This window comes from Streptomyces sp. NPDC001728, from assembly GCF_040297565.1.
Classification (GTDB): Bacteria; Actinomycetota; Actinomycetes; order Streptomycetales; family Streptomycetaceae; genus Streptomyces.
This window is the reverse complement of sequence record NZ_JBEOZK010000006.1, coordinates 217,480-237,996: the sequence shown is the minus strand read 5'-3', so window position 1 is coordinate 237,996 and position 20,517 is coordinate 217,480. Positions and strand designations below refer to the sequence as shown.

Sequence of the window (20,517 nt, the reverse complement as noted above, 5' to 3'; positions counted from 1 at the left end):
CCCGAAACGCGGGCCCCGGCCGCCCCGCTCCGTCAGGATGGACGTATGGGATTCCATGTCGACTCCGAGACCGGGCGGCTGCGCCGCGTCATCCTGCACCGGCCCGATCTGGAGCTGAAGCGGCTCACCCCGACCAACAAGGACGCCCTGCTCTTCGACGACGTGCTGTGGGTGCGCAGGGCCCGGCAGGAGCACGACGGTTTCGCTGACGTGCTGCGCGACCGGGGCGTGGAGGTGCACCTCTTCGGCGACCTGCTCAGCGAGTCGCTCGACGTGCCGGCGGCCCGCTCGCTCGTCCTCGACCGGGTCTTCGACGAGAAGGAGTACGGGCCGCTCGCCGCCGACCACCTCCGGGCCGCGTTCGACTCGCTGGACGCGGGCGCGCTGGCGGAGGCGCTGGTCGGCGGGATGACGAAGCGGGAGTTCCTGGCGGCGCACCGGGAGCCGACCTCGGTGCGGTTCCACGCGCTGGACCTGGACGACTTCGTCCTCGGGCCGCTGCCGAACCACCTGTTCACCCGGGACACCTCGGCCTGGATCTACGACGGCGTCTCGATCAACGCGATGCGCTGGCCCGCCCGGCAGCGCGAGACCGTGCACTTCGAGGCGATCTACAAGCACCATCCCCTCTTCACGGGCGCCGACGCGGGCACGTTCCACACCTGGTCGGAGGGGCAGGCCGACTACCCGTCGACGATCGAGGGCGGGGACGTCCTGGTCATCGGGAACGGTGCCGTGCTGATCGGGATGAGCGAGCGGACGACCCCGCAGGCGGTGGAGATGCTGGCGCGGGGCATGTTCGCGGCCGGTTCGGCGCGCACGATCATCGCGCTGGACATGCCGAAGCGGCGGGCGTTCATGCACCTGGACACGGTGATGACGATGGTCGCCGAGGACACGTTCACGCAGTACGCGGGGCTCGGGATGCTCCGCTCGTACACGATCGAACCGGGCGACGCGGGCCAGTCCCTGCGCGTGACCGACCACCCGCCGGAGCAGATGCACAGCGCCATCGCGGCGGCGCTGGGACTTCAGGACATCCGGGTGCTGACGGCGACGCAGGACGTGCACGCGGCGGAGCGCGAGCAGTGGGACGACGGGTGCAACGTGCTCGCGGTGGAGCCGGGGGTGGTCGTCGCGTACGAGCGGAACGCCACCACGAACACGCACCTGCGCAAGCAGGGCATCGAGGTGATCGAGATCCCGGGCAGCGAGCTGGGCCGGGGGAGGGGCGGCCCGCGCTGCATGAGCTGCCCGGTGGAGCGGGACGCGGCCTGACGGTTCCGCAGCTGCTCGGGGGCCTCTCCACCGGAGGGGGCTGTATATAAATGTTGAAGTGTGTATACACTTCCAAGGTCCCCGATCGCCGTCCCCCGACTCGTACCCCCAGGAGCGCGTCCCATGGCCACAGACCTCATCGGCCGCCACTTCCTCAAGGAGCTGGACTTCACCGCCGAGGAGTTCCGCGCCCTGGTCGCGCTCTCCGCCGAGCTCAAGGCCGCCAAGAAGGCGGGCGTCGAGGTCCAGCGGCTGCGCGGCCGGAACATCGCCCTGATCTTCGAGAAGACCTCGACCCGCACCCGCTGCGCCTTCGAGGTCGCCGCCGCCGACCAGGGCGCCTCCACCACCTATCTGGACCCCGCCGGTTCCCAGATGGGCCACAAGGAGTCGGTCAAGGACACCGCCCGCGTCCTCGGCCGGATGTTCGACGGCATCGAGTACCGGGGCGACGGCCAGGCCGTGGTCGAGGAGCTCGCCGCGTTCGCCGGTGTCCCCGTCTTCAACGGGCTCACCGACGACTGGCACCCCACCCAGATGCTCGCCGACGTGCTCACCATGACCGAGCACACCGACAAGCCGCTGGAGACCATCGCCTTCGCCTACCTCGGCGACGCCCGTTTCAACATGGGCAACTCCTACCTGGTCACCGGCGCCCTGCTCGGCATGGACGTGCGGATCGTGGCCCCGGAGGCGTACTGGCCGGCCGCGGAGATCGTCGACCGGGCCCGCAAGCTGGCCGAGACCAGCGGGGCCACGATCACCCTCACCGAGGACGTGGCGGACGGGGTCCGGGGCGCCGACTTCGTCGCCACCGACGTGTGGGTCTCCATGGGCGAGCCCAAGGAGGTGTGGGACGAGCGGATCGCCGCCCTCGGCCCGTACTCCGTGACCATGGACGTGCTGCGCGCCACCGGGAACCCGGACGTCAGGTTCCTGCACTGCCTGCCGGCCTTCCACGACCTGGGCACGGCCGTCGGCCGGGACATCCACGCCCGGCACGGCCTGACCGAGCTGGAGGTCTCCGACGAGGTCTTCGAGTCGGCGCACTCGGTCGTCTTCGACGAGGCGGAGAACCGGATGCACACGATCAAGGCCGTCATGGTCGCGACGCTCGCCGGTACGGCGGCGGAATAGTATTACGCCCGATTGGGTGAATATGCGTAGTGCGGTTTACGATCGCACGATTCAGGGGGGTCCGGGCGCACATGCTCGGACCCCCCTCACGCATGCACGACCAGAGACGAGAACCACCGCATGACCTCGCGGATCAAGACCCCGCAGCAACTCCTCGCCGAATCCGGCGCCGACCTCGAAGGCCACGGCCTCAAGCGCACCATGGGCCTCTTTCAGCTCGTGTGCTTCGGCGTCGGCGCGATCGTCGGCACCGGCATCTTCGTCGGCCTCTCCGACAGCGTCGCCGAGGCGGGCCCCGCGGTCGTCGTCTCCTTCGTGCTCGCCGCCATCACCTGCATCTTCACCGCCTTCTCCTTCGCGGAGCTGGGCGGCGCGATCCCGGTCTCCGGCTCCTCCTACTCCTTCGCCTACGCGAGCCTCGGCGAGCGCACCGCCTTCCTCGTCGGCTGGTGCCTCCTCCTCGAATACGGCGTCTCCGTCTCCGCGGTCGCCGTCGGCTGGAGCCAGTACCTCAACGAACTGCTCGACAGCCTGACCGGCTGGCAGCTGCCCACCGCGCTCTCCGCCGGACCGGCCGACGGCGGGGTGGTCAACCTGCCGGCCGTGGTCGTGATCCTGCTCGCCGCGACCCTGCTGGTGCGCGGGGTCAGGGAGAGCGCGCGGGCGACCGCCGCCATGGCGATCCTCAAGATCGGCATCCTGATCGTCTTCTGCGCCATCGGCTTCTCGGCCTTCCAGGCCGGTCACCTGTCGCCGTTCGCCACGAACGGCCTCGGCGGGATCACCTCGGGCGCCTCGGTGGCCTTCTTCTCGTACATCGGCTTCGACGCGATCACCACGGCCGGTGAAGAGGTGAAGAACCCGCGCCGGAACATCCCCATCGCCATCCTCGTCTGCATCGGGATCGTCACCCTGCTGTACTGCGCCGTCGCGCTCTCCGCGATCGGGGCCATCGGCGCCGACGCCGTCGCCGGCCAGCCGGCCGCGCTCTCGCTCGTCGTCGACCAGGTCACCGGGTCGTCCGTCGGCGGCGGGATCATCGCCTTCGGCGCGGTCGTCGCCATCGCGTCCGTCGTCCTCGCGGTGATGTACGGGCAGACGCGCATCCTGATGTCGATGTCCCGCGACGGCCTGGTGCCCCGGGTCTTCGAGCGGGTCTCGCCGAAGTCGGCGACCCCGGTCGCCAACACCTGGATCGTGGCCGCCGTCTTCGCCGTCCCCGCGGCCTTCGCCTCGCTCGACGTGGTCGTCAACCTGACCACGATCGGCACGCTCGCGATCATGGCGGTCGTCAACCTCGCGGTGATGGTGCTGCGCCGCCGCGATCCCGAGCTGCCGCGCTCCTTCCGGGTGCCGCTCTTCCCGCTCAGCCCGATCCTCGGGATCGGCTTCTGCCTCTATCTGATCTGGGGCACCGGCTGGACGACCTGGGTTCAGTTCGCGGGATTCCTGGTCGTCGGCACACTGGTGTACGCGCTGTACGGGCGGCGCCACTCGCGCCTGGTCACGGCTCCGAGCGAGGGCGCTGCGACGGGATCCCCGGGAGCGTGAACCAGACCGCCTTGCCGTGCGCGGTGGGGCGGTGTCCGCAGCCGCTGCTGAGCGCCCGGATAAGGAGGAGGCCCCGGCCGTGCTCCTGCCAGGGGTCGACCTCGGTCTCGGGGTCGGGGCAGACGAGCTGACCGGGGCGGGCGGGCTCGGAGTCGTGGACCTCGATCTGGCAGCCGCCGGGCGGCGAGAACAGCTCGACGACCAGCTCGATGGGGCCCCGGCCCGCGGTGTGCTCGACGGCGTTGGCGACCAGCTCGGCGGTGAGCAGCTCCGCCGTGTCGCCGTCGGGGCGGCCGGCGGCCTCGGGGTCGATGTCGATGTCAGTGAGGGCGGTACGGATCAGGGCGCGGGCGATCGGCACGGCGGCGGTCGTGTGGGGCAGCTCGATGCGCCAGGAGGCGGCCGGTCCGCCGGCGGTGGGGCGGGTGACTTCGTGCATGGGGCGGGCTCCCTTCGCCGTGTGGGGGCGGGTGGGCGAGTGGGGTGGAGGCATCCCGAGACGTCCTGGTTTCAACCATACGAAGTGCAATTCATTCCTCCAGAGGCGGCCCTCCCCGGCGGGCAGGGTCCTCGGTCACCAGTCGCCGGGGACCTTGGGCACCCCTCTCTCATCGCGTCCCCACCCCTCCCATATCGCGTACTCGTGACGACAGTCACGGTACGGTGATACCCTCCGAACGGAGGAAGGAGGCCGTTCCGGATGAGCCCCTTTACCGGTTCCACGCCCCGCACGGCCCACTGGGAACACCTGCGCCTCGACATCGACCGGGGCGTCGCCACCGTCACCCTCGCCCGCCCCGCGAAACTCAACGCCCTCACCTTCGGCGCCTACGCCGACCTGCGCGACCTCCTCGCCGAGCTCTCCCGCGAGCGCGCCGTCCGCGCCCTCGTCCTCGGCGGCGAGGGCCACGGCTTCTGCTCCGGCGGCGACGTCGACGAGATCATCGGCGCCACCCTCTCCCTCGACACCGCGCGACTCCTCGACTTCAACCGGATGACCGGCCGGGTCGTCCGCGCGCTGCGCGAGTGCCCCTTCCCGGTCGTCGCCGCCCTGCACGGCGTCGCCGCCGGAGCCGGGGCCGTCCTCGCCCTCGCCGCCGACTTCCGGATCGCCGACCCCACCACCCGCTTCTCCTTCCTCTTCACCCGCGTCGGCCTCTCCGGCGGCGACATGGGCGCGGCCTATCTGCTGCCCCGGGTCGTCGGCCTCGGCCACGCCACCCGCCTCCTCATGCTGGGCGAGCCGGTCCACGCCGCCGAGGCCGAGCGCATCGGCCTCCTCAGCGAGCTGACCGAGGAGGGCGCGGCGGGGGAGCGGGCCGCCGCCCTCGCCCGACGTCTCGCCGACGGTCCCGCGCTCGCCCTCGCCCAGACCAAGGCCCTGCTGACCGCCGAGCTCGACATGCCCCTCGCCGCCTCGGTCGAGATGGACGCGGCCACCCAGGCCCTGCTGATGAACGGCGCGGACTACGCCGAGTTCCATGCCGCCTTCACCGAGAAGCGCCCCCCGAAATGGCAGGGGTGCTGACGGTGCCCGGCCCCCACGGGGACCCGGGCCGGGCGGCCGTGCACCGGATCGCCGTCATCGGCGGCGGCCCCGGCGGCCTCTACGCCGCCGCCCTGCTCAAACGGCTCGACCCCGCCCGCGAGGTCACCGTCTGGGAGCGGAACGCACCCTCCGACACCTTCGGCTTCGGCGTCGTCCTCTCCGACGAGACCCTCGGCGGAGTCAGGGACGCCGACCCCGCGGTGTACGAGGCGCTCCGCCGCGACCTCGTCCGCTGGGAGGACGTCGACGTCGTCCACCGCGGCCACCGCACCACCTCCACCGGCCACGGCTTCGCCGCCCTCGGCCGCCGCCGGCTCCTGGAGATCCTGCACACCCGCTGCACCGACCTGGGCGTACGGCTCCGCTTCCGTACCGAGGCCCCGCCCGCCGCCGCCCTCGCCGCCTCCCACGACCTGGTCATCGCCGCCGACGGCGTCCACAGCCGCACCCGCGAGGCCCACGCCGACCACTTCCGCCCCCGGATCACCCCGCACCGCTGCCGCTATGTCTGGCTCGCCGCGGACTTCCCGTTCGAGGCGTTCCGGTTCGAGATCGCCGAGACCGAGCACGGCGTGATGCAGATGCACGCCTACCCGTACGAGGCCGCCGCCTCCACCGTCATCGTCGAGATGCGCGAGGAGGTGTGGCGGGCGGCGGGCTTCGCCGAACTGGACGGGGCCGAGTCGACCGCCCGCTGCGCCAAGATCTTCGCCGAGGCGCTCGGCGGCCGGGAGCTCCGCTCGAACAACTCCGCCTGGACCGCCTTCCGTACCGTCGTCAACGCGCGCTGGTCGTACGGCAACACCGTGCTCATCGGCGACGCCGCCCACACCGCGCACTTCTCCATCGGCTCCGGCACCAAACTCGCCGTCGAGGACGCCGTCGCCCTCGCCGCCGCCGTCGGCGCCCACCCGACCCTGCCCGAGGCCCTCACCGCGTACGAGACGGAACGCCGTCCCGTCGTCGAGTCCACCCAGCGCGCGGCCGCCGCCAGCCTGCACTGGTTCGAGGAACTCGCCGGCCACGTCGACCGGCCGCCCCGCCGCTTCGCCTTCGACCTCCTCACCCGCAGCCGCCGCGTCACCCACGCCAACCTGGGGCTCCGCGACCCGGCCTTCACCGCCGCCGTCGAACGCGACTTCGGCTGCCCGCCCGGCACCCCGCCCATGTTCACCCCCTTCCGGCTCCGCGGCCTCACCCTGCGCAACCGGATCGTGGTCTCGCCCATGGACCTGTACGTCGCCGAGGACGGCGTCCCCGGCGACTTCCACCTCGTCCACCTCGGCTCCAGGGCGCTCGGCGGCGCCGGACTCGTCATGACCGAGATGGTCTGCGTCAGCCCGGAGGGCCGTATCACCCCCGGCTGCTCCGGGCTCTGGACCGACGGACAGGCCGCCGCCTGGGCCCGGATCGCCGACTTCGTCCACACCTCGGCGCCCGGCACCGCGCTCGGCGTCCAGCTCGGCCACTCCGGCCGCAAGGGCTCCACCCGGCGCATGTGGGAGGGCATCGACCAGCCCCTGCCCACCGGGAACTGGCCCCTGGTCGCCGCCTCACCCCTCCCGTACCGCCCCGGCGTCAACCAGGTCCCGACCGCCCTGGACCGCGCCGGACTCACCGCCGTGCGCGAGCAGTTCACCGGCGCGGCCCGGCGCGCCGCCCGCAGCGGCTTCGACCTCCTCGAACTGCACGCCGCCCACGGCTATCTCCTCTCCGGCTTCCTCTCCCCGCTCACCAACCACCGCACCGACGCCTACGGCGGCGACCTCGAAGGCCGGCTGCGGTTCCCGCTCGAAGTCTTCGACGCGATACGGGAGGTGTGGCCGCGGGAGCGCCCGATGACCGTCCGTGTCTCGGCCACCGACTGGGCCGAGGGCGGGACCACCGACGAGCAGGCCGTCGCGGTCGCGCGCGCCTTCGCGGACCACGGGGCCGACGCGATCGACGTCTCCACCGGCCAGGTCGTGCCCGACGAGACCCCCTCCTACGGCCGCTCGTACCAGACCCCCTACGCCGACCGCGTCCGCAACGAGGCCGGGGTGCCCGTCGTCGCCGTCGGCGCGATCTCCTCCTGGGACGACGTCAACTCCCTGCTCCTGGCGGGCCGCGCCGACCTCTGCGCCCTGGCCCGCCCGCACCTCTACGACCCGCACTGGACGCTGCACGCGGCGGCCGAGCAGTCCTACGAGGGCCCGGCGGCCCCCTGGCCGGCCCCGTACCGGGCGGGCAGCCGGCCGCCGCCCACGGGCCGCCGGGAGTAGCCCCCGTCCGGGCGCCCTGGACGCTCGCGTATGCGGGTGCGACGCGGAACCGTGTCGGGCGCGCCCCCGGCACCCTTGAATGGGGACATGACACAAAACAGGGGTGGGAACGGTGCCGGGGCGGTCCTCGGCGCGGCGACGGCGGCGACCGGACTGCTGGCGGGGGTGTGGTTCGCGTATGTCTGCTCGGTGATGCCGGCGCTGGCGCGCAGCGACGACCGGGTCTACGTCGAGGTGATGCGGAACATCAACGACGTGATCCAGAACCCGGTCTTCTTCACCCCGTTCCTCGGGGCGCCGCTCCTCGCGGCGGTGGCCGCCTGGCAGCACCGCGCCGGCCGGGCGCGGCTCTGGACGCTCGCCGCGGCGGTGCTGTGCGCGGCGGTCTTCGTGGTCACGGCCGCGGTGAACGTCCCCCTCAACGACGCCCTCGCCGCGGCGAAGGACCCGACCACGGCCCGCGCCGCCTTCGAGGCCCCCTGGGTGGCGTGGAACCTGGTCCGCGCGGCCCTGTCGACGCTGGCCCTCGGCTGCCTGCTGCGGGCCCTGGCCGTACGGAAGGACCGGGGCCTGCCGGGCGCCCCCTAGGGGGTGTCTCCCGAGAGGAACGGCCGCACGTACTGGGCGCCCCGGTCCCGCAGCAGCTCGTGCAGGGACGCGAAGACCTCCGCCGAGCGCCGGCCGGGCCAGTCGTCCGGGAGGAGTTCCGCGGGCAGGACCGGGTCGGCGTACGGCAGGCGGCGCCAGGAGTCCAGAGCGAGCAGATAGTCCCGGTAGGCGTCCTCGGCGCCCGCCGGGGCCGTCCGCCAGGCCCGCAGCACCGGCTCGTGCGCCGCGAGGAACTCCTCGTGGAGCCCGGCGACGGCGGGCAGGTCCCACCAGCGGGCCACCGCGTCGGCCGTCGGCGCGTACCCCAGGTGGTCGCCCCGGAAGAGTTCCACGTACGGGGAGAGCTCCAGGCGCTCCAGGGCGTTCCTGGTCTCCTCGTACAGCCGCGCGGGCGCGATCCAGACACCCGGCGCCGCCGTGCCGAAGCCGAGCCGGGCGAGCCGGGAGCGCAGCAGGTGCCGCTTGTGCCGCTCGGCCTCGGGGACCGAGAAGACGGCGAGGACCCAGCCCTCGGACAGTTTCGGCTCGGCGCGGGCGTAGATGCGGCGGTCGCCGTCGTCGAGGAGGCGGCGGGCGTCCTCCGAGAGGGCGTACCCGGCGGCCCCGTCCGCCGTACGGCCCGGCAGCAGCAGCCCGCGCCGCTTCAGCCGCGACACCGAGGAACGCACGGAGGGCGCGTCCACCCCGAGCACCCCGAGCAGCCGGATGAGCGCGGCGACGGGCAGGGGGGACCCGTCGGGCGCACGGCCGTACGCGCCGTACAGGGAGACGATGAGGGATCGGGGGGTGTGCTGCTCGGCCACGTGATCACTTTAGGCCCTGTCGTCAACGTAGCGCCGTCTGCCCGGAGGGCAGGGGCCGCGGCGTCCGGGCCCGGTCAGGCCGGGTCGCGGAGGCGGAAGCGCTGGAGCTTGCCCGTGGCCGTGCGCGGCAGCTCGTCCAGGAAGACGATCTCGCGGGGCGACTTGTACGGGGCGAGGCGGGCGCGGACGAAGGCCCGCAGCGCGGCGGCGGTGCCCGCGTCGCGCGGCACCCCCTCCCGTACCACCGTGTAGGCCACGACGACCTGGCCGCGCAGCTCGTCCGGGCGGCCCACCACGGCCGTCTCCACCACGTCGGGATGGTCCAGGAGCGCTTCCTCGACCTGCGGCCCCGCGATGTTGTAGCCCGCCGAGATGATCATGTCGTCGGCCCGTGACACATAGCGGAAGTAGCCGTCGGGCTCGCGGACGTACGTGTCCCCGGTGACGTTCCAGCCCTCCCGTACGTACTCCTCCTGGCGCGGATCGGCCAGATAGCGGCAGCCGACCGGGCCGCGCACCGCGAGCAGCCCCTCCTCGCCGTCCGGGACGGCCCGGCCCTCCCGGTCCACGATCCTGGCCTGCCAGCCGGGCACCGGGCGGCCGGTGGTCCCGGGGCGGATGTCGCCGTCGGCGGCGGAGATGAAGATGTGGAGGAGTTCGGTCGCGCCGATGCCGTTGATGAGCCGCAGACCCGTCCGCGCGTACCAGGCCTTCCAGGTGGCCTCCGGCAGGTTCTCGCCCGCCGAGACGCAGCGCCGCAGCGAGCCCAGCTCGGGGGCGGTGCCCTGGGTCAGCTCGTCGATCATCACCCGGTAGGCGGTGGGGGCGGTGAAGAGCACCGACACCCGGTGCCGCTCGATCGCCGCGAGCAGCTGCTTGGGCCCGGCCTGCTCAAGGAGGACCGCGCTCGCCCCGGCCCGCAGGGGAAAGACGACGAGCGCGCCGAGGCCGAAGGTGAAGGCGAGCGGCGGCGAACCGGCGAAGACGTCGTCGGGCAGCGGGCGCAGGACGTGCGCGGAGAAGGTGTCGGCGACGGCGAGGACGTCCCGGTGGAAGTGGACGCAGCCCTTGGGGCGCCCGGTGGTGCCGGAGGTGAAGGCGATGAGGGCCACGTCGTCGGCGGCGGTCGCCACGGCGGGGTAGCGGCCGGGCCGGCGGGCGGCGAGGGCGAGCAGGTCGTCGGGGCCGTCCCCGCCGAAGGGGGTGACGCGGAGCCCGGCGACGCGGGCCCCGAGGAGTTCGTCGACGGCGTGGACGTCGCAGAGGGCGTGGCTGCAGCGCGCGGCTCTGGCCATCGCGGCGAGTTCGGGGGCGCGCTGCTGGGACAGCACGGTGACGGCTACGGCCCCGGCCTTCATCACGGCGAGCCAGCAGGCGGCGAGCCAGGGGGTGGTGGGGCCGCGCAGCAGGACCCGGTTGCCGGGCTTGACCCGCAGGTCGGAGGTGAGGACGTGGGCGATGCGGTCGACGTGGTCCTGGAGCTGTCCGTAGCTCCAGACGCCGCCCTCGCCGTCGTGGAAGGCGGGCCGGTCGGCGCCGAGGCGTTCCACCGTGCGGTCGAGGAGTTCCTCCCCGCAGTTGAGCCGGTCGGGGTACACCAGCTCGGGGAGGTCGAAGAGGAGGCGGGGCCACCGCTCCGGCGGTGGCAGCCGGTCGCGGGCGAAGCTGTCGAGGTGGGCCGAGGGTGTCAGCTCCATGAGTCCGTCCCCCTGTCGAGGTGGGGTCGCCCGTCGCCTCACGAGCGTATCGTGTTGGTGACGGCAGTCAACTGTTCGCGACAAGCGGCAAGGGCAACCGAGGGCGCGGGGAGACGAACGCGCCGGACGGCGCCCCGCCGGGGCGCCCGAGGGAGCCGGAGAGGGACCGCATGCCCGCATTCTCGCTCGAACCGGAACAGATCACCTGGTGTACGGAGCTGCGCGGCCTCGCCGCCGACCGCCTGAAGCCCCTCGCCGACAAGGGCGAACCCGGCCGGGTCAACCGCCCCCTCGTCACCGCCCTCGGCGAGCTGGGACTGATCGCCCGGCTCTTCGACGCCGGCGCCCTCGAACTCTGCCTCCTGCGCGAATCCCTCGCCCGCACCTGCACCGAGGCCGAGACCGCCCTCGCCCTCCAGGGCCTCGGCGGCCACCCCGTCGCCGCCTTCGGCACCCCGGCCCAGCGGGCCCGCTGGCTCCCCGAGATCACCGCCGGACGGGCCGTCGCCGCCTTCGCGCTCTCCGAACCCGGCGCCGGCTCCGACGCTGCCGCACTCGCCCTCGAAGCCGTCCCCGACGGACACGGCGGCTGGCACCTGAACGGCGAGAAACAGTGGATCTCCAACGCCCCCGAGGCCGACTTCGCCACCGTCTTCGCCCGCACCACCCCGGGCGCCGGCTCCCGGGGCGTCACCGCCTTCCTCGTCCCCGCCGGCCGGCCCGGCCTCGGCGGCGAGCCGCTCGACATGCTCGCCCCGCACGCCCTGGGCACCCTCACCTTCGACGGCGTCCCCGTCGGCCCCGATGACCTCCTGGGCGAACCCGACCGGGGCTTCCGCGTCGCCATGAACACCCTCAACCTCTTCCGGCCCAGCGTCGGCGCCTTCGCCGTCGGCATGGCCCAGGCCGCCCTCGACGCCGCCCTCGCCCACACCGCGGGCCGCCCCGCCTTCGGCGGCCACCTCGCCGACCTCCAGGCCGTCGCCCACCGGATCGCCGAGATGGCCACCCGTACCGAGGCCGCCCGCCTGCTGGTCTACGCGGCGGCCAGCGCCTACGACGACGGCGACCCCGACGTGCCCCGGCGCTCCGCCATGGCCAAACTGCTCGCCACCGAGACCGCCCAGTACGTCGTCGACGCCGCCGTCCAGCTCCACGGCGCCCGCGCCCTGCAACGCGGCCACCTCCTCGAACACCTCTACCGGGAGGTCCGCGCACCCCGGATCTACGAGGGCGCCACCGAGGTCCAGCGCACGATCATCGCCAAGGAGCTGTACGCACGTCATCGCGAGGAGCCCGCCCCATGAGCCTGCACCGGCACAACCCCGCCGAACTCGCCCCGCCCACCGGCTTCTCCCACGCCGTCACCGCGACCGGCAGCAGACTGGTCTTCCTCGCCGGACAGACCGCCCTCGACAGCGGGGGCGCGGTGGTGGGCGACACCCTGACCGAGCAGTTCACCACCGCCCTCGGCAACCTCCTCACCGCCCTCCGCCACGCCGGCGGCACCCCCGCCGACCTCGCCCGCGTCACCGTCTACACCACGGACGTCGACGACTACCGCGCCCACGCCCACGAACTCGGCAGGATCTGGCGCCGGTTGGCGGGCCGCGACTATCCGGCGATGGCCGTGATCGGAGTCGTACGCCTCTGGGACGAACAGGCCCGGGTGGAACTCGACGGCTTCGCGGTCCTGGACGAGCCCGCCCACGGCTGACCTGCGGGCCCGCCCCCGCCTGACCTGCGGGACCCCGATGATCAACTGGTCACCCGTACGGGTGAGGCTTAGTGTCGAAAGGTGGACTGACCGGCCCACGGCTCACTCACCAGGCGGACCCGAGGCGCCACATGAGTACACCCAAGCCGACGACACCGGCACCGACCGCCACCCCGAAGAAGGGCGGCGACGGCAAGGGCATCGCCCTGTTCGTGATCGCGTCCTGTCAGCTGATGGTGGTCCTCGACATCACCATCGTGAACATCGCGCTCCCGCACATCCAGACCGCGCTGGGCTTCTCCACCACCAGCCTGTCCTGGGTCGTCAACGCCTACACCCTCACCTTCGGCGGTCTGCTGCTCCTCGGCGGGCGCGCGGGCGACATCCTCGGCCGCCGCCGGGTCTTCATCTTCGGCGTCCTGCTCTTCGGACTCGCCTCGCTCTTCTGTGGACTCGCGCAGAGCGAGTGGCAACTCCTCGCCGCCCGCTCGCTCCAGGGCGTCGGCGGCGCGATAGCCTCGCCGACCTCGCTGTCCCTCATCACCACCACCTTCGACGAAGGCCCGGAACGCAACCGGGCCTTCGGCGTGTTCGCGGGCGTCTCGGCCGGCGGCGGCGCGATCGGACTGGTCGCGGGCGGCATGCTGGTGCAGTGGCTCGACTGGCGCTGGATCTTCTTCGTCAACGTCCCGATCGCGCTGGTCATCGCCTTCCTCACCCCGCGCCACGTCAAGGAGTCCGAGCGGCACCCCGGCCACTTCGACCTCGCCGGTGCGCTCACCTCCACCCTCGGCATGGTGGCGCTGGTGTACGGCTTCATCCGGGCCGCCCAGGAGGGCTGGCGCGATCCCTACACGATCGGCTCGTTCGCCGCGGCGGTCGTCCTGCTCGCCTCGTTCGTCCTGATCGAGCGGCGCTCCCGGCAGCCCATCACACCCCTGCACATGTTCGCCGACCGCAACCGCTCGGGCACCTACGTCATCATGCTCTGTCTGGCGGCGGCCATCTTCGGCATGTTCTTCTTCCTCACCCTGTTCGTGCAGCAGGTGCTGGGCTTCAGCCCGCTGACGACGGGTCTGGCCTTCCTGCCGGTCAGCGCGATCATCGCGGTCGGCGCCGGCTTCACGTCCAACCTGCTGCCGAGGTTCGGCCCGAAACCCTTCATGGTGACGGGCTCGCTGTTCACCGCGGTGGGACTCTCCTGGCTGACCCGGACCAAGGTGGACTCCACCTACCTGGGCAGCATCCTCGGCCCGCTCCTCGTCTTCGGCCTCGGCATGGGCCTGATGTTCGTGTCGCTGACCATCATGGCCCTGTCCAACGTCGAGCAACGCGAGGCGGGCGCAGCGTCCGGCCTGCTCAACTCCATGCAGCAGGTGGGCGGTTCGCTCGGCCTGTCGATCCTGGTGACGGTCTTCGGCACGGCCAGCCGCAACGAGGCGGAGACCCAGGTCCCCGCCTTCCTGGCCCAGGCGGGCCCCCTGGAGAAGTCCCGCTTCGCCCAGACGGGCCAGCTCCCACCCCCCTGGGGCGACCTGGTCCTCACCTCGGGCGTCTCCGCCGGCTTCGTCACGGCGGCCGTCTTCGCCGTAGTGGGCGCCCTGGTCGCCCTCTTCGTCATCAAGGTCCGCCCCTCGGACATCGAACGACTGAAGGGCGGCGCGGGGATGATGCCGGGCGGGTGAGGGGGCGGGAGCGGGCGGCGCGGGGATGATGCCGGGCGGGTGACGGGGCGGGAGCGGGCGGCGCGGAAGCGTCGTCACGGCAGGGCCGGGGGCCCCGGCGCCGGTCAGACGTCCCGGAACCGCGGGTGGTGCGGGGCCTTGATCTGCCAGTGGTCGCGGACGGGCCGGGCGAGTCCGGCCGGGTTGGCCTGCCCGGCGGTCAGGCTGGTGACGGCGCGGACGGTCTTGACGCGCCCAAGCCCTGGAGGCGTGGGACCCGCGTTCGGTGTCCGGTGTCCATGCCCTGCTCGTGTTCCTCGCCGAGCTGGACGCAGTCGAAGCCCGCACGACCCCGGGAAGGGCGGTACCGGCACATCACCTGATCGCGACATTCCCGCGAAAGAGTCGCGCCCCGGGGCAGACGGCGGAACCGCAGCAGCGCGGACCGGATTCCGCCGGTAGTACTCGGTGAGGGACGACTACCCATCCGCGACGTGAGGATTGGCTGCGATGACAGACGGACCGACACACCCGGGAGGCGTCCTGGCGGCTCCTGTGGATCTGGGTGGGACCGGCTACTACATCCATTGGGGGGTGCTGCAGATCTCGGCGGCGAACGCCGTGGTCATCGCCCTGATGCTGCTTGTCTTCGTGCTCGCGCTATTCCTGCCCTTCCCCGGCGGTCGGAGGCGGCGATGAGCGGCACGGCGGAAGGCCGGGCCGGCCCCCCGGACGGCGCCTTCGCGGGCGGGTGGACCGGCGCAGTGCGGCGGCGCGCCGTGCGCGCGTTGCCCCCGGACAAACTGCTGCCCACGACCCAGCCGGAGTACGTGGCCTCCTGGATCTACGTGTTCGGGGTCCTCACGCTGTCCAGCCTGGTGGTCGTCGTCCTCACCGGATGCGTTCTCGCACTGTTCGGGCCCGCCTGGTGGCACGTCTCGGACACCGGCAGGTTCGTCAACAGCCTTCACCTGTGGAGCGTGGAGCTGTTCATGTTCTTCATGGTCGTCCATCTGTGGGGCAAGTTCTTCATGGCCGCCTGGCGCGGTCGGCGGGCACTGACCTGGATCACCGGAGCCGTCGTCTTCCTCACCTCGATCGGTGCCGCATTCACCGGATACCTGGTGCAGCAGAACTTCGACTCCCAGTGGATCGCGGACCAGGCCAAGGACGGCCTGAACTCGGTGGGTGTCGGAGCCTGGTTCAACGTGCTGGACTTCGGCCAGATGTTCATGTGGCACATCGTGCTGTTGCCGTTGGCCGTGGTCGCCCTCGCGGTGTGGCACATGCTGCTGGTGCGGCTGCGTGGCGTGGTACCGCCCATGGAAGCCGCCACGCCCGGAGCGGTGCCCGGCACGGGCGGATCGCGGGAGGGCGCATGACGGGGCGGCGGAAGGGCCGCCGGCCGGTGCCCGCCCCCGGCGCGTTTCCCCAGCGGCCGTACGACCTGGCCAAGGAGTTCACCCTCGCTCTGCTGGCGACCGCCGTGCTGACCGTCGGGCTCGCCGCGGTGTTCTCCTCACCCGACGAGAAGCCGATCACCCTGGCCCGCTGGGCGAGGGCCGCACCCTTCGATTTCACCGCCACCGCCGTCGCCGAGCTGGCCGGTACCAGCGGCACCGCGCAGTACGGACCCCCGTACACGGACGTTCCGGGTGCCGCACAGAAGATCGGGCCGGTGAGCCTCCAGCGCGCGGCCGGCGTGGCCATCCCGATCGACACGGCGCGCGACTTCGTGCTCCGCCCGCTCACTGAGGCGCCGGAGCCCGTCCCCGTCCTTGATGCCCTGGCCGCGTGGCGCGAGGCTCCCGTGCGACGTCAGCAGCGGTGGACCACCGCCTACGCCGATGCACTCGACAAGGCCGGAGGTGATCCCGCCCGGGTCGCGCGCGGTGACTTCGGTCCCGTCCCGGTTCTGACCGCGCGCCTGCTGGAGCTCGCGAAGGCGGGGGCGCTCGACGGCACACTGCTGGCCGACGGGCGCTTCTACCAGACCGACTACACCAAACCGCTGCTGTTCCTGGGGGACGGCTCGTACCTCGAGGACCAGGCCCGGGCCCGGCACCTGTCCGGTGATCAGTGGGGGATGATGAACGAGACCGGCAACTACCCCGGTCAGCCCTGGCTCTGGCTGTACACATTCTGGTACCAGATCGAACCCTTCAGCAGCTCGGGCAACGCCGATGCCCTGGTCTGGGGCCTCATGGCGGTGCTCACCCTCGCGTTCGTCCTGGTGCCGTTCATTCCGGGCATCAGGTCGATCCCGCGATGGAGTCGTGTCCACCGGCTCGTCTGGCGTGACTACTACCGCTCGCACTGAGCGTCTTCAGCGTTGCCTCTCCGGGGCGAGGACGGCTGCGGCGATGGACGTCACGCGGCGCGGTCGGCAAGGACGGGTACGCCCCGGCGTTCGCAGATCCGGATGATCCGGTGCCCGCGGGCCGCTGTGAGGCCGTGGGCACGGCCGGGCAGCGCGGGCGAGATCCACAGCATGTGGCCCGTCGGGGACCGCGGCTCCCGACTCGGCGCCGGCCCGGTCCTACGCATGTGGCGCTCACTGCTCAGTTTCTTCTCCCGCTGGTGGCAGATCGAGTCGCTCTACCGTGCCAACACCAGATACCGGCCCGTCGGGGAACCGCGATTCCTGCTCTTCGAGAAGAGCACTGACCTGCTGCGCATCGCCGTGGCAAGCGCCCGTGCCGAAGGATCCCTGCAAGTACCGGGCCTGCCCAAACGGCTCAACCGGCAGCACGTCAGGAGTACGACCTCCCCACCGTGATTGCGCGTCTTTGGCTCTTCCCCCAGTCGCCAAGGCCGGCCGGGCGGAACCGAAGGACCTTGCTCCAGCCTGGTCGGAGCCGGCGCGTCACGGGTGTACGAGGTCCCCGTCAGGAAGTGGCCCCGGTGGCCGAGGGCGTGATGCTCACTCACCATTGCTGCGAGAGCACCCGAGGCCTCCGGCGTATGGGAACCGTACTGATGGCTGTTCCGATGGACAACAAGAGGGAACGCCCGGGGAGCGGCGGGGACGGACCCGACCTGGACCGCAGGCGATTCCTCAAGGTGACCGCGGCGGCCGGCGCCTGGACCGCGGGCGCGACGCTGACAGGCTGCGACACGACGCCCGGCGGCGCCGCCGACGCACCGGCCAACCCCCCCGAGGGTTACCACCCGGGCGACTCCGGCTGGCGCATCCGTTCGCAGGGCCCGCCCGAGGCCGTTGTCGGCTACACGGACAAGGTGAGCGTTCTGCCGGGGGAGGACTTCGCGCTGTACGTGTCCACCACCGCGCCGGGGTTCCGGGTCTCGGCGTACCGGATGGGCTGGTACAAAGGCGCGCAGGCCCGCCTGGTGTGGCACTCCGACAGGGTGGCGGGGCGCGTCCAGCGAGAGCCGGTCCTGGATCCGAGGACGCGCACGGTACGGGCGGGCTGGAAGCGTACGATCCTCGTCCCCACCGATGGCTGGCCGCAGGGCGCCTACCTGCTCCGTCTCGACGCGGAGAACGGCCACCAGCGCTACGTCCCCCTGATCGTCCGCTCGGCGACCGTCTGGGGGAAGACACTGCTGATCCATGCGCCGGCGACCTGGCAGGCGTACAACCTGTGGGGCGGCTACAGCCTCTATCAGGGCGACGGCGGAGCGTACGCGGCACGTTCCCTGGCCGTCTCCTTCGACCGGCCCTACGACGGCAACGGAGCCGAGAAGTTCCTGGTGTACGAGCGGGCCGTGGTCGTCCTCGCGGAGAGGCTGGGCATACCGCTGGCGTACACCACCGGCGTCGACATCCACCGCGACCCGGCGATGCTGCGGGGCGCGGTATCCGCGGTGACCCTCGGCCACGACGAGTACTGGACACCCCAGCAGCGGCAGTCCATGACCCGGGCCCGCGACGCCGGAACCAACCTGGCCTTCCTCGGTGCCAACACCTGTTTCCGCCGGATCAGGCTCGAGGACGGGGAACGCACCGTGGTGTGCTACAAGACCGACTACCGCCACGATCCCCTGTATCCCCGCCACGGGGCGCTGGTGACAACCGACTTCCGCCGGGCACCCGATTCCGACCCGGAATCGTCCCTGACGGGAGTCCTTTACGAGGGATATCCCGTAGACGCCCCCTACGTCGTCCGCAACGCCGGTCACTGGCTCTTCGCGGGCACCGGCGCGAAACGGGGCGACAGCTTCGCCCATCTCGTCGGCGTCGAATACGACCGTGTCACCCCCGGATCACTTCCGAACGCGCCGATCGAGATCGTCGCCCACTCCCCGCTGGACTGCGAAGGCAGGGAAAGCCACTCCGATTCGGCCTACTACACGGTGCCGAGCGGGGCCGGCGTCTTCGCGTCCGGGACGATGCGGTGGGCCGAGGGCCTCATGGCTGGGACGGGGGAGAACGGCCGCAACCACGGCATGGACGCGCGCACCGGGGCCTTCGTGACCCGCACCACCGAGAACCTGCTCCGGGCTTTCGCGGAGGGTCCGGCCACCAGTACCAGGCCGACACCCCGCGACAACGTGCGCGAGGTCTACGGATCGACCTGAGACGGACTGACTGACTGGCCGGCGCCGGCTCCGTCAACCACTCAAGATCATCTTGCACATGCGTTGCACAAGCTGCTGAAACGCAATTCGAGGTGTCGTGCCCCTTGCTCCCGAGGGGCACGACACCCCGCCGGTCAGATGTCCCTGAAGATCTCGATCTGCGCGCCGATCGAGTTCAGGCGTTCCGCCAGGTCCTCGTAGCCGCGGTTGATGACGTAGACGTTGCGGAGGACCGAGGTGCCCTCCGCCGCCATCATCGCGAGGAGGACGACCACCGCCGGGCGGAGGGCCGGGGGGCACATCATCTCGGCGGCGCGCCAGCGGGTGGGCCCCTCGACCAGGACGCGGTGGGGGTCCAGGAGCTGGAGGCGGCCACCGAGGCGGTTGAGGTCGGTGAGGTAGATCGCGCGGTTGTCGTAGACCCAGTCGTGGATGAGGGTCTTGCCCTGGGCCGTGGCCGCGATGGCCGCGAAGAACGGGACGTTGTCGATGTTCAGGCCGGGGAACGGCATCGGGTGGATCTTGTCGATCGGCGCCTCCAGCTTGGAGGGGCGGACCGTCAGGTCGACCAGGCGGGTGCGGCCGTTGTCCGCCGGGTACTCGGCCGAGCGGTCGTGGTCGAGGCCCATCTCCTCCAGGACCGCGAGCTCGATCTCCATGAACTCGATCGGGACCCGGCGGATGGTCAGTTCGGATTCCGTGACGACCGCCGCGGCCAGCAGGCTCATCGCCTCGACCGGGTCCTCCGAGGGGGAGTAGTCGACGTCCACGTCGATCTGGGGCACGCCGTGCACGGTCAGCGTGGTGGTGCCGATGCCGTCGACCCGTACGCCGAGCGCCTCCAGGAAGAAGCACAGGTCCTGGACCATGTAGTTGGAGGAGGCGTTGCGGATGACGGTCACGCCGTCGTGGCGGGCCGCCGCCAGGAGGGCGTTCTCGGTGACCGTGTCCCCGCGCTCGGTCAGCACGATCGGGCGGTCGGGGGAGGCCGAGCGCTCGACCTCGGCGTGGTAGATGCCCTCGGTGGCGGTGACTTCGAGGCCGAAGCGGCGCAGCGCGATCATGTGCGGCTCGATGGTGCGCGTACCGAGGTCGCAGCCTCCGGCGTACGGCAGCTTGAAGCGGTCCATGCGGTGCAGCAGCGGGCCGAGGAACATGATGATCGAGCGGGTGCGGATCGCGGCCTCGGCGTCGATGGACTCCATGTCCAGCTCGGCGGGCGGCACGATCTCCAGGTCGACGCCGTCGTTGATCCAGCGGGTGCGGACGCCGATGGAGCCCAGGACCTCCAGGAGCCGGAAGACCTCCTCGATGCGGGCGACGCGGCGCAGTACGGTGCGGCCCTTGTTGAGGAGGGAGGCGCAGAGCAGCGCGACGCAGGCGTTCTTGCTGGTCTTGACGTCGATCGCGCCGGAGAGCCGGCGGCGGCCGACGACCCGGAGGTGCATGGGTCCCGCGTAGCCCAGGGACACGATCTCGCTGTCGAGGGCCTCGCCGATCCGGGCGATCATCTCAAGGCTGATGTTCTGGTTGCCGCGCTCGATCCGGTTGACGGCGCTCTGGCTCGTGGCCAGTGCCTCGGCGAGCTGCGTCTGTGTCCAGCCCCGGTGCTGACGGGCGTCACGGATGAGCTTGCCGATGCGTACGAGGTAGTCGTCTGCCATGGCGTCACGTTATCTCAGATATGAGATGACACTCGCCGTTGGGGT

General features: G+C 71.9%; 17 protein-coding genes and 2 pseudogenes. 14 read left to right on the top strand and 5 right to left on the bottom strand.

Features of this window, described 5'->3' with window-relative positions:
• Positions 1–45 precede the first annotated feature (45 nt).
• The 3 genes from ABT154_RS12485 to ABT154_RS12475 all read left to right on the top strand — a co-directional run bounded on the left by ABT154_RS12485 (position 46) and on the right by ABT154_RS12475 (position 3,966).
• Positions 46–1,278, top strand: a complete 1,233-nt coding sequence (locus ABT154_RS12485) for an arginine deiminase (RefSeq protein ID WP_351856289.1) — start codon at positions 46–48, stop codon at positions 1,276–1,278.
• Between the two features lie 123 nt (positions 1,279–1,401).
• Positions 1,402–2,415 carry an ornithine carbamoyltransferase gene (gene argF / locus ABT154_RS12480; RefSeq protein ID WP_351856287.1) on the top strand — a complete coding sequence of 338 codons (1,014 nt, stop codon included), beginning with the start codon at positions 1,402–1,404 and terminating at the stop codon, positions 2,413–2,415.
• Between the two features lie 120 nt (positions 2,416–2,535).
• A complete protein-coding gene (locus tag ABT154_RS12475) occupies positions 2,536–3,966 on the top strand; it encodes an amino acid permease (protein WP_351856286.1) in 1,431 nt (476 codons plus the stop codon).
• Here the strand turns inward: ABT154_RS12475 and ABT154_RS12470 are convergent.
• Positions 3,920–4,405, bottom strand: a complete 486-nt coding sequence (locus ABT154_RS12470; protein WP_351856284.1) for an ATP-binding protein — start codon at positions 4,403–4,405, stop codon at positions 3,920–3,922. The genes ABT154_RS12475 and ABT154_RS12470 overlap by 47 nt on opposite strands.
• Before the next feature lie 261 nt (positions 4,406–4,666).
• Between ABT154_RS12470 and ABT154_RS12465 the strand changes: the two genes are divergently transcribed.
• The 3 genes from ABT154_RS12465 (at position 4,667) to ABT154_RS12455 (ending at position 8,364) form a co-directional block, all read left to right on the top strand.
• Positions 4,667–5,494, top strand: a complete 828-nt coding sequence (locus ABT154_RS12465; protein WP_351856282.1) for an enoyl-CoA hydratase family protein — start codon at positions 4,667–4,669, stop codon at positions 5,492–5,494.
• On the top strand, positions 5,479–7,776 hold the full coding sequence (locus ABT154_RS12460) for a bifunctional salicylyl-CoA 5-hydroxylase/oxidoreductase (protein ID WP_351856280.1): 2,298 nt from the start codon (positions 5,479–5,481) through the stop codon (positions 7,774–7,776). Before ABT154_RS12465 ends, ABT154_RS12460 begins: the two co-directional genes overlap by 16 nt.
• An 87-nt stretch (positions 7,777–7,863) precedes the next feature.
• Positions 7,864–8,364, top strand: coding sequence for an anthrone oxygenase family protein (locus tag ABT154_RS12455; RefSeq protein ID WP_351856278.1), 501 nt, complete (start codon positions 7,864–7,866; stop codon positions 8,362–8,364).
• On the opposite strand, the gene ABT154_RS12450 is transcribed toward ABT154_RS12455, so the two are convergent.
• Positions 8,361–9,188 carry a PaaX family transcriptional regulator gene (locus ABT154_RS12450; RefSeq protein WP_351856276.1) on the bottom strand — a complete coding sequence of 276 codons (828 nt, stop codon included), beginning with the start codon at positions 9,186–9,188 and terminating at the stop codon, positions 8,361–8,363. The genes ABT154_RS12455 and ABT154_RS12450 overlap by 4 nt on opposite strands.
• Positions 9,189–9,262: 74 nt before the next feature.
• Positions 9,263–10,885 carry an AMP-binding protein gene (locus tag ABT154_RS12445; protein WP_351856274.1) on the bottom strand — a complete coding sequence of 541 codons (1,623 nt, stop codon included), beginning with the start codon at positions 10,883–10,885 and terminating at the stop codon, positions 9,263–9,265.
• Positions 10,886–11,055: 170 nt separating this feature from the next.
• Here ABT154_RS12445 and ABT154_RS12440 point away from each other — a divergent pair, with 170 nt between their 5' ends.
• From ABT154_RS12440 to ABT154_RS12415, 6 genes are all read left to right on the top strand, one after another.
• The gene (locus tag ABT154_RS12440; protein WP_351856272.1) at positions 11,056–12,192 is read left to right on the top strand and encodes an acyl-CoA dehydrogenase family protein; all 1,137 of its coding nucleotides are present in this window, start codon (positions 11,056–11,058) and stop codon (positions 12,190–12,192) included.
• Positions 12,189–12,602, top strand: a complete 414-nt coding sequence (locus tag ABT154_RS12435; protein ID WP_351856270.1) for a RidA family protein — start codon at positions 12,189–12,191, stop codon at positions 12,600–12,602. The genes ABT154_RS12440 and ABT154_RS12435 overlap by 4 nt, the downstream gene beginning before the upstream one ends.
• A gap of 131 nt (positions 12,603–12,733) precedes the next feature.
• Positions 12,734–14,287: an MFS transporter gene (locus ABT154_RS12430; protein WP_351856268.1), complete on the top strand. Its 1,554-nt coding sequence runs from the start codon at positions 12,734–12,736 to the stop codon at positions 14,285–14,287.
• A 489-nt stretch (positions 14,288–14,776) separates the two neighbouring features.
• On the top strand, positions 14,777–14,965 hold the full coding sequence (locus tag ABT154_RS12425) for a hypothetical protein (RefSeq protein WP_351856266.1): 189 nt from the start codon (positions 14,777–14,779) through the stop codon (positions 14,963–14,965).
• Positions 14,962–15,648 carry a cytochrome b N-terminal domain-containing protein gene (locus tag ABT154_RS12420; protein WP_351856264.1) on the top strand — a complete coding sequence of 229 codons (687 nt, stop codon included), beginning with the start codon at positions 14,962–14,964 and terminating at the stop codon, positions 15,646–15,648. Before ABT154_RS12425 ends, ABT154_RS12420 begins: the two co-directional genes overlap by 4 nt.
• On the top strand, positions 15,645–16,586 hold the full coding sequence (locus ABT154_RS12415; RefSeq protein ID WP_351856262.1) for a hypothetical protein: 942 nt from the start codon (positions 15,645–15,647) through the stop codon (positions 16,584–16,586). Before ABT154_RS12420 ends, ABT154_RS12415 begins: the two co-directional genes overlap by 4 nt.
• Before the next feature lie 56 nt (positions 16,587–16,642).
• Here ABT154_RS12415 and ABT154_RS12410 read toward each other — a convergent pair.
• Positions 16,643–16,774: pseudogene (locus ABT154_RS12410) on the bottom strand (IS5/IS1182 family transposase); the annotation flags it as partial.
• Between ABT154_RS12410 and ABT154_RS12405 the strand changes: the two are divergent.
• Both ABT154_RS12405 and ABT154_RS12400 read left to right on the top strand, forming a co-directional pair.
• A pseudogene (locus ABT154_RS12405) lies at positions 16,767–17,045 on the top strand (phosphatidylglycerol lysyltransferase domain-containing protein); the annotation flags it as partial. The pseudogenes ABT154_RS12410 and ABT154_RS12405 overlap by 8 nt on opposite strands.
• Positions 17,046–17,245: 200 nt before the next feature.
• Positions 17,246–18,808 (top strand): N,N-dimethylformamidase beta subunit family domain-containing protein, encoded by a 1,563-nt coding sequence (locus ABT154_RS12400; RefSeq protein ID WP_351856260.1) that lies wholly within the window; start codon positions 17,246–17,248, stop codon positions 18,806–18,808.
• Positions 18,809–18,942: 134 nt separating this feature from the next.
• Here the strand turns inward: ABT154_RS12400 and ABT154_RS12395 are convergent, their stop codons facing one another.
• Positions 18,943–20,472, bottom strand: a complete 1,530-nt coding sequence (locus tag ABT154_RS12395) for a helix-turn-helix domain-containing protein (protein ID WP_351856258.1) — start codon at positions 20,470–20,472, stop codon at positions 18,943–18,945.
• Positions 20,473–20,517 lie beyond the last annotated feature (45 nt).